This is a genomic window from Collinsella sp. AF05-9 (genome assembly GCF_003465595.1).
In the GTDB taxonomy this organism is placed as follows: Bacteria; Actinomycetota; Coriobacteriia; order Coriobacteriales; family Coriobacteriaceae; genus Collinsella.
Map to the genome: position 1 here is coordinate 1 of NZ_QSBB01000036.1, position 16,151 is coordinate 16,151.

At 62.2% G+C, this 16,151-nt stretch carries 14 protein-coding genes and 1 tRNA gene; 5 read left to right on the top strand and 10 right to left on the bottom strand.

The genetic code is table 11. The annotated features are described in order from the left end of the window. Nucleotides 1-279: 279 nt before the first annotated feature. The 4 genes from DWV43_RS08710 to DWV43_RS08725 all read right to left on the bottom strand — a co-directional run bounded on the left by DWV43_RS08710 (nt 280) and on the right by DWV43_RS08725 (nt 2,988). Nucleotides 280-645, bottom strand: coding sequence for a hypothetical protein (locus DWV43_RS08710; RefSeq protein ID WP_147346277.1), 366 nt, complete (start codon nt 643-645; stop codon nt 280-282). Nucleotides 646-1,260: 615 nt separating this feature from the next. Further along, a complete protein-coding gene (locus tag DWV43_RS08715) occupies nt 1,261-2,166 on the bottom strand; it encodes a DUF6291 domain-containing protein (protein WP_117818144.1) in 906 nt (301 codons plus the stop codon). Nucleotides 2,167-2,169: 3 nt separating this feature from the next. After that, the gene (locus DWV43_RS08720) at nt 2,170-2,406 is read right to left on the bottom strand and encodes an AlpA family transcriptional regulator (protein ID WP_117818146.1); all 237 of its coding nucleotides are present in this window, start codon (nt 2,404-2,406) and stop codon (nt 2,170-2,172) included. A 505-nt stretch (nt 2,407-2,911) separates the two neighbouring features. Further along, a tRNA-Met gene (locus DWV43_RS08725) sits at nt 2,912-2,988 on the bottom strand. Nucleotides 2,989-3,185: 197 nt separating this feature from the next. Between DWV43_RS08725 and DWV43_RS08730 the strand changes: the two genes are divergently transcribed. Continuing rightward, on the top strand, nt 3,186-3,959 hold the full coding sequence (locus DWV43_RS08730; protein WP_117818148.1) for a type III pantothenate kinase: 774 nt from the start codon (nt 3,186-3,188) through the stop codon (nt 3,957-3,959). Between the two features lie 188 nt (nt 3,960-4,147). Here the strand turns inward: DWV43_RS08730 and DWV43_RS08735 are convergent, their stop codons facing one another. From DWV43_RS08735 to DWV43_RS08745, 3 genes are read right to left on the bottom strand one after another with little or no spacing between them, the layout of a single operon-like run. Next, on the bottom strand, nt 4,148-4,849 hold the full coding sequence (locus DWV43_RS08735) for a hypothetical protein (RefSeq protein ID WP_117818150.1): 702 nt from the start codon (nt 4,847-4,849) through the stop codon (nt 4,148-4,150). Beyond that, the gene (gene folK, locus DWV43_RS08740; RefSeq protein WP_117818152.1) at nt 4,850-6,580 is read right to left on the bottom strand and encodes a 2-amino-4-hydroxy-6-hydroxymethyldihydropteridine diphosphokinase; all 1,731 of its coding nucleotides are present in this window, start codon (nt 6,578-6,580) and stop codon (nt 4,850-4,852) included. Continuing rightward, a complete protein-coding gene (locus tag DWV43_RS08745) occupies nt 6,567-7,427 on the bottom strand; it encodes an NAD-dependent protein deacylase (RefSeq protein WP_233539246.1) in 861 nt (286 codons plus the stop codon). The genes folK and DWV43_RS08745 overlap by 14 nt, the downstream gene beginning before the upstream one ends. A 114-nt stretch (nt 7,428-7,541) precedes the next feature. Between DWV43_RS08745 and DWV43_RS08750 the strand changes: the two genes are divergently transcribed. Further along, nucleotides 7,542-8,360, top strand: a complete 819-nt coding sequence (locus tag DWV43_RS08750; protein WP_117818154.1) for an exodeoxyribonuclease III — start codon at nt 7,542-7,544, stop codon at nt 8,358-8,360. 535 nt (nt 8,361-8,895) lie between these two features. Here the strand turns inward: DWV43_RS08750 and DWV43_RS08755 are convergent. The 3 genes from DWV43_RS08755 to DWV43_RS08765 are packed head-to-tail and all read right to left on the bottom strand — an operon-like array spanning nt 8,896 to nt 12,135. Then, nucleotides 8,896-9,609 (bottom strand): DUF6580 family putative transport protein, encoded by a 714-nt coding sequence (locus DWV43_RS08755; RefSeq protein ID WP_117818156.1) that lies wholly within the window; start codon nt 9,607-9,609, stop codon nt 8,896-8,898. Between the two features lie 4 nt (nt 9,610-9,613). Next, nucleotides 9,614-11,257, bottom strand: a complete 1,644-nt coding sequence (locus tag DWV43_RS08760; RefSeq protein ID WP_117818158.1) for an ABC transporter ATP-binding protein — start codon at nt 11,255-11,257, stop codon at nt 9,614-9,616. Beyond that, entirely contained in the window at nt 11,257-12,135 is an 879-nt protein-coding gene (locus DWV43_RS08765; RefSeq protein WP_117818163.1) for an energy-coupling factor transporter transmembrane component T, read from the bottom strand. The genes DWV43_RS08760 and DWV43_RS08765 overlap by 1 nt, the downstream gene beginning before the upstream one ends. 203 nt (nt 12,136-12,338) lie before the next feature. Between DWV43_RS08765 and glmU the strand changes: the two genes are divergently transcribed. From glmU to pth, 3 genes are all read left to right on the top strand, one after another. Next, nucleotides 12,339-13,751, top strand: a complete 1,413-nt coding sequence (gene glmU / locus DWV43_RS08770) for a bifunctional UDP-N-acetylglucosamine diphosphorylase/glucosamine-1-phosphate N-acetyltransferase GlmU (RefSeq protein ID WP_117818161.1) — start codon at nt 12,339-12,341, stop codon at nt 13,749-13,751. A gap of 192 nt (nt 13,752-13,943) precedes the next feature. After that, nucleotides 13,944-14,930 (top strand): ribose-phosphate pyrophosphokinase, encoded by a 987-nt coding sequence (locus tag DWV43_RS08775; protein ID WP_089573682.1) that lies wholly within the window; start codon nt 13,944-13,946, stop codon nt 14,928-14,930. 225 nt (nt 14,931-15,155) lie between these two features. After that, nucleotides 15,156-15,785: an aminoacyl-tRNA hydrolase gene (pth, locus tag DWV43_RS08780; protein WP_195246394.1), complete on the top strand. Its 630-nt coding sequence runs from the start codon at nt 15,156-15,158 to the stop codon at nt 15,783-15,785. Nucleotides 15,786-16,151 lie beyond the last annotated feature (366 nt).

A 16,151-nucleotide genomic window follows, 5' to 3' on the forward strand; every position in this document is an offset into this window, starting at 1 on the left:
CAGCCATAAAAAAGCCTCCCATTTCTTGTGTCCAAGAAATGGGAGGCAGTTCAATGGCCGGGGCTTTTTCTAATCGCAAACAGGATAAAGGCACTCAAACGAAATAGGTAGCCGGGCCAATGCGACACTCAGTGACCATGAGGCGGCGTCTTCCGCGCCCGCGCGGATCCAAGCCGACTCGTTCACGGACTGCGGAATTGACACGACCGCCAAAACCGAAGACCAGACTTGGATAAGGGTCGATGGCGTATCGTGTCATCGACCCTTTCCTTGCCCGCGTCACTCATTCTCGATACTGTCGAAACCCTCGATTTGCAGATGGACGCCGTTTCGGTCGGCCTCCATACGGAGCGCTGCGAGCGCTTCCATGATTTCAGAGAACGCCGAGACCTCTTTCTCCAAAACCGCCTTGGCTTCATCTTGGTTGAATGCCCTCGCGCCTTTGGAGTTCAGGAATCTCATGAACTGATTCAGGTTCGTCCCCTGCTTCGCGAGTTCGTGTGCCGCCATTCTCAAAGGGCCCGTGTCAATGACCTTGATTGTCTCATCGTCGGAATTGGCGAGGAGTTTTCGGGCGTACTCGGAAACTGTCATGCCGTTTTTGTCGGCTTTTCGCTTGAGGATTTCCTTCTCGCGCTCCGTCATGCGCACCTCGACGCGCGCCCCTTTTCTTCGCATGCCGATTTCGACTCCTCCCGTTTTCCAAAAACAAGCTACTAGCGCATGGCGCCGCCGCGTTTGCTGGTAGCGTAAAATCAGACGGCGGTCATGCCGGCTGCCGAAAACAGGCAATCCGAAATTGCCAGTTTTTCAAAGCGCGAGAACCCTCCCGTCAAGGCCACTAAGGCCGCTCGGGAGCAAGATGGAAATGAAGGAAAAGTCCACAACAGTGGACTTTGTCCGTACACTTCCCAAATCTTGCAACTCGGAGAGCGGCTCTAGCCGGTGAGCACTGCTGTTAAGCAGCGCGAGAGCCTTCCCGGGTTGAAAATAGGAGTGCCGCCGCCCCTATTTTCAACCCGGGAAGGCGGGCCTCCCGAGACTTGCAGGGCAATCAAGCGAGCGGTGTGGACGGCGGGCCGGCATCGCCGGCAACGATGCTGGGCATCATCTGACGGCAAAACACCTCGGTCCTCGAAATCGGTCATCACAAGCATAGGGACATCGCAGACGCACTCCCGAATCAAACGAAGCCCGCACGGAAACCTCGATTCCCTCGACACCCAGAACCACCCCCTAGAGTGACCTTGATACCTTCCCCTAAACATAGGACCGCAAATCCGGATACAATTCGATTGCCAGGCGCTCGGCCTCATCCCGGCTCATTCCCCTACTTCCCGAGATGGGGCCAGCGTGCTCAGCAGGTGACTGCACGAACCACTCGCCCTCCTTCTTGTCAGAACTTGTGATGAGACCAATCCTGAGGCCCTTGCGTCCATTCGTGCCGTTTCCGGAATCTACGGCTTGCGCCTTTTCGGGGTAATGCCCCTCCCGCTCGTTCCAGGCGCGAAGCTTAGACCGCCAGTCGCGAATAGGACTGCCGTTCTTGTCGCGCCACCCGCTGGAGTTGTAGTAGTCGAAATACCTTTCGGGAGAGACAATCAGACCACATTGCTCGCAGTAGGCCCTCACTTCATCGAGAGTCGGAGCGCGGGCTCTTCCGCTTTCCTCGAAACCAAACCCTGCCCCATCCCTAGTTCTAGAGCTTAATGTAGCTCTTTCTTTATCTATATGTTCGCAGTCGCCGTCCGGCAACCGCGCGGTCACCGCACAGTGGATTGCGCCACAATCGCAGGTAGATTTCCCTTCCTCTTCAGAGTTTTTAAAGAAACCCTTTTCAGAACCGCTTAGATTTCTACAGGTTTCTGGCAAAACTTCGCAGGTTTCTCCTGAATCACCGGCGATTGAAGGGGCCTTGCCCAACTGATTGCGCGCCAGCTGTTCGATTGACTTCTCTCGCCTGAAATCGAGCTGGGACCTATAGGCTTCGAATACGAGCATCGCCGGCTTGGGCAGCTTCGGCTCCTCCTTATCAAGGTAGTAGTTCCAGATCGCCCAAGCGAGTTTGCCGCATTGGACCTCCGGCAGCACCCTTCTCATGCTGTCGCGACATTCACGCTCCATCTTGGCGTAGTCCGGCTCAAGCCGACCGTTCACATCAGCCATGCATTACTCACCTCCCACGCAACGGCGGCGGGAGCGAAGCCAATCCTCCAAGTCCTCCATCAGATACAGAACTGGAGAGCGAGGGGAATCGCCGATATGAACATAGGCAGGCCCCCTACCCGCACAGCGCCAGTTGGCGAGCGTCTTCGGGGAAACGCCGAGCGCACGGGCGGCGTCCTCACTTGAAAGCGCCATCGGGATGAAAGCTGGAATTGGATTGTCTTTGTCTTTGTGCTTCATAACGGCCCTCCGTCCACCTAGTAACGGAGAGTCGATATAAACAAAGCGACACAGAGACAGGCACCCTACCCGTTCCCTGCCGTCGCTCCGTGCCTCTACCTGGACCGGCACATCCCGTGAACGACTTTTCCGACCGTCGCTGCCTTTCGCTCACATAATAGGATGCTGGAAGCTGTTTGTCCCCATCTGTAGTGTGGGATCGCTCGCCTCGAAGCAACGGTTACCAAGCCGCCGTCTTCTCTCGGGGTGGTATGCCTAGCGGTGACTTTTCGCCAATAGCTCATCTTATGCGCATATCACGACGTTCGCGCAGCCCTGCGAGCACTAATTTTCTTTCACGGCTCCGTATGCAATTGTCCCCATATTACCTCAGATTTCCCACCGTATCCAAGGCGATGCGGTATTCTGCACATTTGAAAGTGGGGACAATAGTGGGGACAATTATCTATTGATTGCTTCTATAAAAGAAAAACTACCTGCGTTTCCGCAGGTAGTTCAACATACTTGGTCGCGGGGGCAGGATTTGAACCTACGACCTCCGGGTTATGAGCCCGGCGAGCTACCAGACTGCTCCACCCCGCAATGTCTGGGCGCCTCATGTGCGCAAGAAAGAATATTACGTGGGAGTTCGGTAAACGGCAAGGAAAATCTCGTAGAGCATAATTCCTTCATATTTAAAACCCCTCAGCCCATATCGCCGTGAACGAATCGCAGCCGAGCGCCGCCGACGGCACGTATACAATGGTGCGCGTCCTTTTACGCCGACACCGGGAGTAGACATGCTGCTCGCTATCGATATGGGAAACACGCAGACGGCCATGGGCCTGTTTGACGGAGACGAGCTGGTGCAGTCGTGGCGCATGCCCACCGACCGCTCCTATACCGCCGACGAGATCCATGTGCGCCTGATGGGCTTCTTTAAGATGCACGACCTCTCGCTCGACGCGGTCGACGCGATCGCCTTCGCCGGCGTGGTGCCGCAGCTCTCGCGCGAGTGGCACACTGTGGCCGACCGTATCGCGGCAGACGCCATCGTTATCGGGCCGCAGACGGCCGCGGTGACCAAACTGCGCGCGGCGCGCCCCCAGGCCGTAGGTGCCGACCGCGTCGCCAACGCCGTTGCGGCCGAGACTTTCTACGGCGCGCCGGCAATCGTGGTGGACTTTGGCACCGCGACCAATATCGACGTCATCGATGAGGACGGCTATTACATTGGCGGAGCGATCGCGCCGGGCATCCGCATCTCCATGGACGCACTTGCCGCCCGTGCCGCCAAGCTCGCCAGCGTGCCGCTCGAGGCGCCCGAGCACGCCATCGGCCGCGACACCGAGGAATGCATCAAGGTCGGCGCCGTGATGGGCGCCGCCTCCATGGCCGAAGGCCTGGTCGCTCGCATGAAGCGCGAGCTGGGCCGCGAGGACGCCACCGTTATCGCCACAGGCGGTCTCGCCGGCATCGTCGCCGATTCGACCGATGCCTTCGACGTGGTCGACGGGCAGCTCACCATCAAAGGCATCTGCGAAATCTACCGCCGCATGCAGAAGCTGGGGTAAGGCGGGGTTTAAGTCGAGCGCGAGCGGCGAACTAGGCAACGCATCGGTCCTATTCCTCAAAAACGAAAATTTTTCGGTTTTGAGGAATAGGGCGCCGGCAACCCATTCCCCAAACAAGCGAAACCCTCCCCGGCACAGCCGAGGAGGGTCTTGTTGTCATCGCTATCTTTGAGCGCGGGCGCCTCGCGTTACAGTCCGCGAATCCGTACGGCCTCGGGCGGAAACTCCTGCTCGCCGGCATCGGTCTTGATGGTCGCGCGGCCCCAGATGTCCAGGCCCGCAAACACACCGACCGCAAGCGGCAAGCCGCTGGGCGACACCGCCGCGACCTGACGACCCAGCAGTGGCACCATATCGAAGTACTCGCCCAGCACGGGAGCCAGCGGACCGGCAGCGCCCTGCGGCGTGTTAGCAACAACCGCCCAGGTGTCCACGCGGACCAGCACGGCGGCGGCCAATGCCTCGATCAGCGCCTCATCTGCCATATCCACGCCAAGCTCACCCAGCGCCGCACGCTCAATATCAACCGTCACCGCGGCAAACATGCCCGCGGCACCGGCACCGCCGTTGACGGCAACGCGCGCGAACGACGTCTCAAACGCGGGCGCGCCGCACACGATATTGCTCGGCCACTCAATGCTCACCTTGCCGGCAAGGCCCAGGCCCGGCGTCGACGCCGTGCCCACGAGCGCGTCCATCATGCCCATCGCCGCCACAAACGGCAGGCCGTGGAAGGCATGCATGTTCACGTCCGGGCGCACGACCAGCGAAAACGTCAACGACGCCTCGCCCGCGCTCCAAGCGCACCAGCCCGCAGACGCGCCCTCGCGGCCCGCGTCGCGCGCGGCGTCAAGCTCGGTACCGACGGCTACAGCATTCATCTCAATCATCTACATACGCCCCAATTCGCCCACGATATGGCCCACGCGGTCCTCGGGCTCCTTGACCTCGACGCCGTTGTAGCGGAAGAACCGCGCCGGGTCGTGCATCAGGTCCTCGAGCGGCACCAGCACAAAGTCGCGCTCGCCAATGAGCGGATGCGGCAGGCGCAGCTTTTTGCCGCCGTGAGTCTCGCCGTCCATCCACAGCAGGTCCAGGTCGATGGTGCGCGGGCCGTTGGCCTTGGCCTTTTTGGAGCGGTCGCGGCCCAGCTCGGCCTCGATCTTCATGAGCTCGTCGAGCAGCACCAACGGCGCCAGCTCGGTCTTGATCTCGATGACGGCGTTGGCAAACGCGTCCTGACGCGTCTCGTAGGCCGGCTCGCTCTCGTAGATCTTGGAGGAGTTGGACACGCAGGTGAGTGGAATCTCGGCGATCATGTCGCGTGCGGCGCGGATGTTGTCACAGCGATGCCCCAGGTTGGAGCCCACGGCCACAAACGCGCGGCGCGGCTGCGGCTTGGCAACCGCCCAGTAGCCGTTCAGGAACTGCGCAAAACCCGCGGCGTCGTGCACGCGCACGATGTTGGCACCGGCCTGGATGGCGCCCAGGCACACGCCAAACGTAGCGGCATCGCGCTCGGCGGCCTCGGTCACGCCCGAGACGGCGCCCACAAAGCGCTTGCGCGATACGGCGCACATGAGCGGATAGCCCAGTGACGCCATCTTGGCAGTCTCGCGCTGGATGACGATGTCCTCGTTGGCCGTCTTGCCAAAGCCCGGACCGGGATCGATGCAGATGCGGTCGCGCGACACGCCGGCGTGGATGAGCGCGCGGGCCTGGTCGGATAGAAAGCCCATGACGCGGCGCATGATGGGCGCAGAATCGGGCAGGGTAAAGCGGCGGAGCTGCGAGGTGGGCACATAGGCTTCCTCACGGCGGGCACTGCGGCGCATCATGGCGGCCAGGCGGTCATTGGACTCCGATGCGGCCTCGGTGGCCTCGGGCGCGGGCGCGACGGTCTCGGCGGCAGCAGCCTGCTCGGCGGCCGGCGTCTCCTGCTCGCTTGCAGGCTCGGTCGCGGGCTCAGGTTCGCCAAACGGCAACGAGGGCTGCACCACGCCGCCCGGAAGCTTGGTCTCCGGCTTAGGCTCGCCCAGCAACTTGCCGCGACGGCGGCGAGCCGGCTTCTCGGCCTCACGCGCGGCCTCGGCAGCCGCCTCGCGCGCCTTCTCGGCAACAAACGCCGCGGCCGAGGTATCGAGCTGCACCGTCGCGTGCGTACGAGCGGGAGCGGCGACCTCGCCGGCATGCATCACAATGACGCCGCAGGTGCTCGTCTTAACAAACTCGACCATCTTGGAGTCGGTGAAGCCGGTCACGTCGTTGACGATCGAGGCGCCGCAGCGCACGGCCGCCTTAGCAACCGCCACGTGGCGCGTGTCGATCGAGACGATGGCGCCCTCTTTGGCCAGCGCGCGCACCACGGGCAGCACGCGGCGAGCCTCCTCATCGGGATTGACCGGGGTAAATCCGGGGCGCGTGGACTCGCCGCCCACGTCGATGATGTCGGCGCCGGCGTCGAGCATCGCCAGGCCGTACTCGATGGCGGCATCCGGGTCGAAATGCTCCCCGCCATCGCTAAACGAATCGGGCGTCACGTTGAGGACGCCCATGATGCGCGGACGGTCAAAGCTGAGCTCATACTTTCCGCACCGCCATGTCTTGCTATCGTTCGCCATGAACATCCTCCTCAAATGCCCGCGCCGCCGCGCTCGGGCGCAGGCGGCGGGGTCGCTTTGCAATCAGTCTTTCTATTGTATCCGCGCACACGGGCTGGAACGCAAACGCGGCCGCGATGTCGCAAGAAATCAGCAGGTCGGCATTTGCATCCTGATCGGTGGGAGCAAGATTGCAAATGGCCAGCGTATCGCCGGTAAAGTAACGCGTAAGACCCGCCGCCGGATACACCACGAGCGAGGTCCCGCCCACAATGAGGGCATCGGCCGCGGCGATGGCGGCAACGGCGCCGGTCAGCACGTGCTCGTCGAGCGGCTCCTCGTAGAGCACCACATCGGGCTTGATGCGCCCACCGCACGCAGGACACACGGGTACGCCCGCGGCGTCCTCGTGCTCGCGCGAGCAAATCCACTCGGCGCTATAGACCGCGCCGCACGACTGGCAAATGTTGCGATGGACCGATCCGTGCAGCTCGAACACGCGCTGTGAGCCGGCCATCTGATGCAGGCCGTCGATATTTTGCGTCACCACGGCATTTAGCTTGCCGGCGCGCTCCAGCTCGGCCAGCTTGGTGTGGCAGCGGTTGGGCTTGGCGCCAAGCGCAATCATCTTGGTGCGGTAGAAGTCGAAGAACTCGGCCGGATGCGCCTCATAAAAGCTATGCGAGAGCATAGTCTCGGGCGGATAGGCAAACTGCTGATGATACAGGCCGTCCACGCTGCGAAAATCGGGAATGCCGCTCGCCGTGGAAACGCCCGCGCCGCCAAAGAAAACCACGCGCTCGTGGGTGTCGAACAGCTCCGCCAACGCCGCGGAGGCCTGCTTGGGATCTGTTATCGCTTGCGTCATGTTTGTCCTCCGTCCATGTTGGTCGGGGCGGCTGCGATTGCGCCGTCGCCCACGGAGCCCACCCCGCCCCTGTTGCGCTAATCTTAAGCCTGCAAACCCCGTCGAAAGGACACCATGCCTCAGACTTACACTTTCGCCTCGTGGAACGTCAACGGCCTGCGCGCCGTGCTCAAAAAGGACCCGAGCTTTATCCAGATCGCGCAAGAACTCGACGTCGATATCCTGGCGCTGCAAGAGACCAAGTTGCAAGAAGGCCAGGTCGATATTGACCTGGCCGGCTATCACCAAACCTGGAGCCACGCCGAGCGTAAAGGCTATTCGGGCACTGCGGTCTTTAGCCGCCAGGAACCGCTGTGCGTGCTGCATGCCGACGCGCTGTTACCCCACGCCGGCGAGGGCGAGGCGGCCGTACTCGTCGCCCAAGCCGCAACCGAGGGCCGCGTCTGCGCGCTGGAGTTCGACAAGTTCTGGTTTGTCGACGTCTATACACCCAACGCCCAAAATGAACTCGCCCGCATCGACGTGCGCATGGCCTGGGACGATGCTTACCGCGGCTTTTTGAACGCGCTCGAGCGCGAGACCGGCAAACCCGTCGTGACCTGCGGCGACTTTAACGTGGCGCACGAGGAGATCGACCTTAAGAACCCCAAGTCCAACCGCGGCAACGCCGGCTTTTCGGACGAGGAGCGCGGCAAGTTTACCGAGCTGCTCAACGCCGGCTTTACCGATACCTGGCGCGCGGCAAACCCCGACGTCGAGGGCGTCTACAGCTGGTGGAGCTACCGCTTTAATGCCCGCAAGAACAACGCCGGTTGGCGCATCGACTACTTCCTGGTAAGCGACGCAATCGCCGGCAACGTGCGCGACACGGGCATCCGCGGCGACATCTTTGGCAGCGACCACTGCCCCGTCACCCTCACGCTAGAGCTCTAGCCCCAGCTGATCCCCTGGGGACGGAGGAAAACGAATCATTTTCACTTCGCGAGATCATCCACGCAGCTCGCTTGCCACGAAACTGGCCCATCTACTACGTTTAAGCCACCACCCTCAACCACAGCGAACAACGCAAAAAGAAAACCGCAGGTAGAAAGCCTGCGGTTTTTCATAAAACGCGGTCATGGTCGGGAGTATCAAGCTAAACGTAGTAGATGGGCCAGTTTCGTGGCAAGCGCCGTCAACTGATTCCCTGGGGACATCTGGGGACGGAAGAAAATGGATCAATTTGGATCTCTGAGGGCCACGATGCCCGTCATATCAGCCGGCCATTCCAAAACTATGCCGGTTTACGGGGCTGAATCGCGAACCCCCAACCATATGCAATTCCGAGATAATAAAACCGCAGGTAGACGGTGTGCCCTATTTCGAAAAATGCTGGTATAGTCGGCCCGCGCCAATCTAGCCCCGTAAACCGGCATAGTTTTGGAATGGCACTTCGGCAGTATTGATTCCCGCCCCGGCGCAACCAGCCCTACAGCCCGTATTTCACGACGACACGGTTAATGCGACGGCACCAAGGCTTGTACAAGGCGGCCAAAAACACGCAGGTCGCAAGGCCGTGCGTAATATCGAACGGCACTGCCGTGGCAAGACGCGCCACGGCACCCGCCCAAGTAAGCGGCTGTACAAAACCAATGATGTCATACGCGTTGATCACGACGCCATACAGCAAGCCCGACGCAAAGCCATACGCCAACAGTGCCGGCATTCGCACGGTTCCATCGGCGCGGTCAAACGCGCCCGCATGCGCCAGTGCGCCACCGATATAGCCCACCAGACCCCAGGCATACATCTGCCACGGCGTCCACATGCCCTGCCCAAAAAAGAAATTGCTGGTCAGCGCTGCCAGCGCACCGACCATAAAGCCATTACGACGGCCGAGTGTCGCACCGGCGATAATGGCGATGGCGCTCACGGGTTTAAAGTCGGGAATGGGGCCAAACAAGATGCGCCCCGCCGCGGCCAACGCCGCCAACACCAGCGTGGGCATAATCTGGCGCAGGCCCGGGCGCGACGCCTCGTAACCCGCAAAGAACAGCGCAAGCACCAGCGCCACCACAACCAGCATGGCAAGCGCTGTCTGCTCAATGCCCGTCAGCAATGCTGCGGCCATTACCGCCGGCACCGCCAACAACAGCGGAATCTCCAGTTTTGCAAGTAGGCGCGAGACGCGATAATCCACCATTCCATCACGCCCTATAAAACACGTTGTCGGCAAAGAAGTCGGTCGGCGGCTCCATGCAGGCGATCTCGCCATCAAACATCATGGAAATGTCATCGGCAACCTGCTCGGCAAAGTCCAGGTCGTGCGTCGCCATGACGACGGTGCCGCCAGCCTGCGCATGGTCGCGCAGGGCGCGGGCGATGATGCGGCGGCTGGCCAGGTCCAAACCCTTGGTGGGCTCATCGAGCAATAGCAGTTCGGGGCCGATCAACAGCAGCTTTGCCAACGCAAGCAGCTGACGCTGTCCGCCCGAAAGGTCATAGGGGTGGCGCTCCCCCAAGTCCGCGAGCCCCAGACTCGCCGCGCGCTCCCGCGCCATAGCCTCGTCGTACCCGCAGGCCGAAGCCCATTCCATCAGCTCGTCGCGCACCGTCTCGGCAACCAACAACGCCTTGGGATTCTGGGGCAGCAGCGCCGCCGATGCCGCCCCACGCACCATGCGACCACGCTGCAACTTGACCGTTTTGGCCAGTACCGAGAGCATCGTCGACTTACCGCATCCGTTGCCGCCCACGATCGCATGCACCGCACCGGCCGAAAACGCCACGTCGAGCCCGCGCAGCACCCAGCCGCCCGCGCGATCGTAGCGAAACCAGCTCCCTGCCAGGGTGGTAGCCGACCCGCCGTGCATTTTTTGGAGTATTCTGCTCCCATCCGTGCGCGGGAAGGCTTCCGAGCCGTTCTCGAGCGACGTTTGCGCCACAAATTCGGACGATTTGTCCAATTTCGAACTTTTTTTCGCGCTCGATACGTCCCCGGGCGGCTCCAGAGAGCCCAAATTGTCCTCACGCCTGCTGAATACTCCGTTTTTTGCACATCGGACGGCACCCCACCCCAACATGTCGTCGGAAAACAGCGATTCTCGGCGTCCCAAAGAAGCCATATCCGCCACCTCGCGCACGCGACCGTCCTCAATCCGGTACGCACACGTCGCATATTCGAGCATCGGGCGCGGCTGGTGCGTTGCCACAACAACCGTGCAACCCAGCTCGCGGTTCACGCGAAACAGCGCGTGCAGAAAATTTTTCTCGGCAACAGGATCGAGCTGGGACGTGGGCTCGTCGAGCAGCAGCACGCGCGGGCGCAAGGCCAGCACGGCCGCCAACGACAGCAGCTGCTTGCGTCCGCCCGAAAGCGCATCGGTATCGCGGTGAAGCCAATCTTCCAGTCCAAAGAAATAGCTGGTCTCAGCTACGCGACGGCGCATCTCGTCGCGCGACACACCCAGATTCTCTAGGCCAAACGCCATCTCGTGCCACACGGTTTCGCACACGATCTGGTTCTCGGGATCCTGGAACACATAACCCACGCGCTCCGCCGATGCCCGCACGTCCATGTCGGCGACGGGCTCGCCCAGCACGCGCAGCTCGCCGGAGCGCGTACCCGCCGGAGCGATCTCGGGCTTGAGCAGCGACAGCAGCGTCGATTTGCCCGACCCGGTACCGCCAACAAGCAGCGCAAACGCACCTTGGGAAACACGCCAATCAAGTCCCTCGAGCACCGGTGCCTCGGCCCCGGGATAGGCAAAACTAAGGCCTCGCACCTCAATCGCCGGCGCGGCCGAGCCATATGCCACACCCGCCGCCGAGCTCCTATCAAACCGAGCCATCAGCCAAACCTCTTCTCATCAATCGCATGCAACGCGCAAGGCAGCACCATCCAGGCAGCGTACACGACATAGCCCGGCCACGGCGCCGGCACCGAGAGCTGCGGATAAAACGAATACTGCGTCGTCGCGGTCCACGCCACTGCCGCCGTGGCCACGCCAAACAACGCAAGCCCAACCAGCGCGACAACGTCGCTGCGCCCCAGTCGATACCGCGCATACGTCGTTCGACGCGTCGCGGCGCCCCACCCACGGGAGCGCATGGCGTCCGCGCGCTCCAGCGAATCTTCCATGCCCCAGCCCATCAACACACTCGATGCCCGCAAACGCGAACGCACGGGGTCGGCCGGCGCGCGGCCCGGCACATCGATCGCGTCCTGCACCGCCAGCACCGTGCGGCCGCGGCGCAAAAACTGCGGGATAAGCCGCATGCACATCGAGATCATGAGCGCGAGCACCGGCGCGGCGTTGCCCAGCAACGCGAGCACCTTTTCGTATTCGAGCATCGACGCCGCAGCCTCAAACCACAGCACGCTCGCCACAAACAGCCCGCCCATACACAGGCCGTATACCATGCTCTCCAAATACACTGCGCGCATGCCGATGCGGAACAACTCCGTCGAGCCCGAGGCGCTAAACAGCGGGTTGACCAGCGCAATGATCAAAATCACCGGCAGCTGCCAGCGAAGCGCGTTCAGTGTGCGAGCAGCCCCGCGGGTCGCAAAGCCGTATGCCAGCCCGCCTGCGAGCGACAGCGCGATCAGCACCGGTTGCATCGAGAACATGGTGAGTCCCAGCGTTAGCGCCATGTAGAGCGCAGGCACCGCCGGGTGCGACATCGAGAATGCCGCGACGGGCTCGATGGCCGACCTCTCTCGCATATTGTCCACGGGCACCCGCCCTCTCACCCAAATACCAATGCCGCAGCGCCGCAAACACCGCACAAGCAGCGCAACCGCCGCGCCGGAACCACAAACCCAGCCGCCGCGGCCCAAACGTTACGCGCTCGTCATATGCCTGCGGTATCATATTGCGCCGTGTATCGTTTCCAAACACACGTCTCTATAACGTAACAGGAGATCACATGGACGCAACCGCAATTATCCTCGCTGCCGGCGAGGGCACCCGCATGAAGTCGAACCACTGCAAGGTTTCGCACAAGATCCTGGGTAAGCCCATGGTCCAGTGGATCGTCGACGCCACCATCAAGGCCGGCTGCAGCCGCGTCGTGGTCGTCATCGGCAGCCACGCCGACGAGATGCGCGCCCTCATCGACGGCGCCTACGCCAACAGCGCCACCAAAGTCGAGTGCGTCGAGCAGACCGAGCGCCTGGGCACCGGCCACGCCGTAAAGGTCGCGCTCGAGGCCTGCGGCATCACGCAAGGCCCCGTCGTCGTGCTCAACGGCGACCTGCCGCTCATCACCGCCGACACCGTCGCCAAGTTCGCACAGACCGTCGCCACCGGCGAGCTCGCCTGCACCGTCATGACCATGACCCCGCCCGATCCTTTTGGCTACGGCCGCATCAAGCTGGGCGCCGATGGTCAGATCGAGCGCATCATCGAGCAGAAGGACTGCACGCCCGAGCAGGCCGCCGAGCTACTCGAGTGCAACGCCGGCTGCTACGCCTTCGACGGCGCGCAGCTCGCCGCCCACATTAACGAGATCGGCAACGACAACGCGCAGTCCGAGTACTACCTGCCCGACATGCTCGAAATCCTCAAGGGTCACGGCCAGGCAGTCTCCATCTTCCACTGCGACGACTACCGCGACGGCCCGGGCGTCAACAGCCGCATCCAGCTCGCGCAGCTTACCGCCATCGCGCGCGACCGCATCAACGAGCACTGGATGGCCGAGGGCGTCACGTTCATCGACCCCACGCAGGCTTGGATCGGCCCCGACGCCACCATCGGCCGCGACACCGTCGTGTGGCCGCAGACGCACCTGATCGGCCACGTCACCGTGGGCGAGGAGTGCCAGCTCGGCCCCAACAGCCGCCTCACCGACACCACCGTCGGCAGCGGCTGCACCATCGATGAGACCATCGCCATCGAGGCCGTCATCGAGAATGGCGTCGACTGCGGCCCGCGCGCCTACCTGCGCCCGGGCACCCACATGCTCGACGGATCCAAGGCCGGCACGCACGTGGAGATCAAGAAGTCCACGATCGGCGAGGGTTCCAAGGTGCCGCACCTGTCCTACATCGGCGACACCACCATGGGCCCCGGCGTCAACGTGGGCGCGGGCTCCATCACCTGCAACTACGACGGCGTCCACAAGCACAAGACCGTCATCGGCAAGGACGCCTTCATTGGCTCCGACACCATGATGGTCGCGCCCGCCCAGATCGGCGACGGCGCGCTCGTGGCCGCCGGCTCCGTCATCACCGATCCGGTCCCGGCTGACGCACTCGGCCTGGGCCGCGCCCGTCAGGTAAATATTGAGGGCTGGGCCGCCGATTATCGCCGCCGTCTGCACGAGGACGACGAGGTATAACGTTTTACCAAGCACAAAAGGAGCTGCTCCATGGGGGCGGCTCCTTTTTCTATCGTGACCTGCGCAACCGGATGAGTGGTCGGTTCGTGTCCGTTGGCGGTAAAGACGTTATCAGGACCCGATAAACCCCGCCGCGCGGTTACAATGCAACAAGGCATCTATATGGCATTCGATGTATAAAGGAGAAGGGTAATGCCGATTAATGATCCCGAGAAGTCGGAGAATATGCGCAAGTCCATCCGCGTGTATTCCGGTTCCTCCAACCGTCCCCTCGCTCAGAAGATTGCTGAGTACCTTGGGGTCGAGCTTTCGGGCCTTACGCTAAAGCAGTTCGCCAATGGTGAGATTTACGCCCGCTACGACGAGACCGTCCGCGGCGCCGACGTCTTCCTGATTCAGTCCGTGGCCGGCGGCAACGTCAACGACATGCTCATGGAGCTGCTCATCGCCACCGACGCTGCCAAGCGCGCATCCGCCCGCTCCATCACCGCCGTTATCACCCACTACGGCTATGCCCGCCAGGACCGCAAGGCCGGCCCGCGCGAGCCCATCACCGCCCGCCTCGTCGCCAACCTGCTCGAGCGTGCCGGCGTCAACCGCATCATCACCCTCGACCTGCACCAGGGCCAGATCCAGGGCTTCTTCGATATCCCGGTTAACCACCTGTCCGCACTGCCGCTGTTTGGCCAGTACTACAACGACATGCACTTCGACACCGACAACCTGGTTGTCGTCTCCCCCGACGTGGGTCGCGCCAAGGCCGCCAAGAAGCTGTCCGACATGCTCGGCTGCGACCTGGCCATCGCCCACAAGGGCCGTCCGCGCCACAACGCCGCCGAGGTCATGGGCATCATCGGTGACATCAAGGGCAAGACCTGCATCATCAACGACGACATGATCGACACCGCTGGCACCCTGTGCGCCAACGTCAAGGAGCTCAAGGCTATGGGCGCCGGCGACATCTACGTCTGCGCCACCCACGGCATCTTCTCCGGTCCGGCCATCGAGCGTCTGAACGACGCCCCCATCGTCGAGTGCGTCGTCACCGACGCCATCCCCGTCGAGGTCGGCGGCAAAATCAAGACCATCTCGGTCGCCGAGGAGTTCGCTCAGGCCATCTCCGCCGTTTACCACGAGGAGCCCGTCTCCACGCTCGTCGGCGGCGACTTCGCGCTGTAATCGCATCGTCCTTGCAACCCGGCGCATCGCCGTCGGGACAGAAGAAACCCCCGCGCTCCCCCTTGCTTCGCAAAGGTCGCGCGGGGGTTTCTTCTGTTCCGACGGCTCGCTCTGCCGCGGCCGCGCTTTTGTCTGGTGGGATTTCGCTGAAACGAAGTCTCGCCTTCGGCGGGCGTGGTAGCCTTTGTCGTTGATTAAACTTTTATGTGTAACGGAAGGACAAATATGGCAGCTGCACAGCCGCTTAAGATTCGCATGGTTGCCGGACTTGGCAACCCTGGCGAGGAATATGCCGAGACCCGCCACAACGCCGGCTTTAAGGCGATTGACGAGCTGGCCCGTCAGGCCGGCGTCACGTACTGGAAAAACCAGGCCGGCGCCGAGGTCGCGCTCATCAACATCAACGATCCCGAGGAAGAAGGCGGTAAGCGCCAGATTGTACTGGTCAAGCCGCAGTCGTACATGAACACCTCGGGCGGACCCATCTCCAAGCTCTGCCGCGAGTACAAGATCAAGGCCGAGGAGCTGCTCGTCATCCACGACGAGCTCGACATCCCCGCCGGTGACGTGCGCGTCAAGGTGGGCGGTGGCCACGCCGGCCACAACGGCCTGCGCTCCATCATCGACAAGATGGGCAGCCGCGACTTTAGTCGCATCCGCACCGGCATCGGCAACCCTCCCGGCAAGATGGCCGTGGCAGACTATGTGCTCAAGCAGCTGCGCGCCCGCGAGGCCGAGGACTTCCAGGACACCTGCGCCCGCGCCGCAGATGCCGCTGGTTTGGCCATCGTCCACGGCGTAATCTACGCCCGCGATCACGTAAACGGTGCCGCTTCCGCCAACGGCAAGCACTAAAGCCTATCATTTAGGGGCAGGTTTATTTTGGCATGTTTTACCTGCGGAAACGCCCCAGCGGCCGCGGCGCAATAAACCCTGTGCCGCCATACATATGCAACGCTCCAAAGGAGGTCGGCCTCACCTATGCGCAAGGCCGACCTCCTTCGCTGTTTTGCCTGATAAAACCGACCATGAGAAACCCGTCCCTTTTGGTAGGCCGGCGCGGATAAACCCGGTTGATTTCCGATCTCAGCCGAACACATTGAGCAAATAGGCCGTTCCCGCACCTAGCCGAACGCCCCCGCGGCCCCTCCCGGGGCCCGGGGGCGCCGTTTTCCCAGTTGAAGGAGCGGTGGAGATGTGTTTCGATGGGTCCGGTGGCCA

Coding starts and splice junctions, on each gene's coding strand:
- folK (WP_117818152.1), bottom strand. CDS start 6,580: ATGGCGAACGATAGCAAGACATGGCGGTGCGGAAAGTATGAGCTCAGC.
- DWV43_RS08750 (WP_117818154.1), top strand. CDS start 7,542: ATGCCTCAGACTTACACTTTCGCCTCGTGGAACGTCAACGGCCTGCGC.
- DWV43_RS08760 (WP_117818158.1), bottom strand. CDS start 11,257: ATGGCTCGGTTTGATAGGAGCTCGGCGGCGGGTGTGGCATATGGCTCG.
- DWV43_RS08730 (WP_117818148.1), top strand. CDS start 3,186: ATGCTGCTCGCTATCGATATGGGAAACACGCAGACGGCCATGGGCCTG.
- DWV43_RS08735 (WP_117818150.1), bottom strand. CDS start 4,849: ATGATTGAGATGAATGCTGTAGCCGTCGGTACCGAGCTTGACGCCGCG.
- DWV43_RS08715 (WP_117818144.1), bottom strand. CDS start 2,166: ATGGCTGATGTGAACGGTCGGCTTGAGCCGGACTACGCCAAGATGGAG.
- glmU (WP_117818161.1), top strand. CDS start 12,339: ATGGACGCAACCGCAATTATCCTCGCTGCCGGCGAGGGCACCCGCATG.
- DWV43_RS08745 (WP_233539246.1), bottom strand. CDS start 7,427: ATGACGCAAGCGATAACAGATCCCAAGCAGGCCTCCGCGGCGTTGGCG.
- pth (WP_195246394.1), top strand. CDS start 15,156: ATGGCAGCTGCACAGCCGCTTAAGATTCGCATGGTTGCCGGACTTGGC.
- DWV43_RS08710 (WP_147346277.1), bottom strand. CDS start 645: ATGACGGAGCGCGAGAAGGAAATCCTCAAGCGAAAAGCCGACAAAAAC.
- DWV43_RS08720 (WP_117818146.1), bottom strand. CDS start 2,406: ATGAAGCACAAAGACAAAGACAATCCAATTCCAGCTTTCATCCCGATG.
- DWV43_RS08755 (WP_117818156.1), bottom strand. CDS start 9,609: ATGGTGGATTATCGCGTCTCGCGCCTACTTGCAAAACTGGAGATTCCG.
- DWV43_RS08775 (WP_089573682.1), top strand. CDS start 13,944: ATGCCGATTAATGATCCCGAGAAGTCGGAGAATATGCGCAAGTCCATC.
- DWV43_RS08765 (WP_117818163.1), bottom strand. CDS start 12,135: ATGCGAGAGAGGTCGGCCATCGAGCCCGTCGCGGCATTCTCGATGTCG.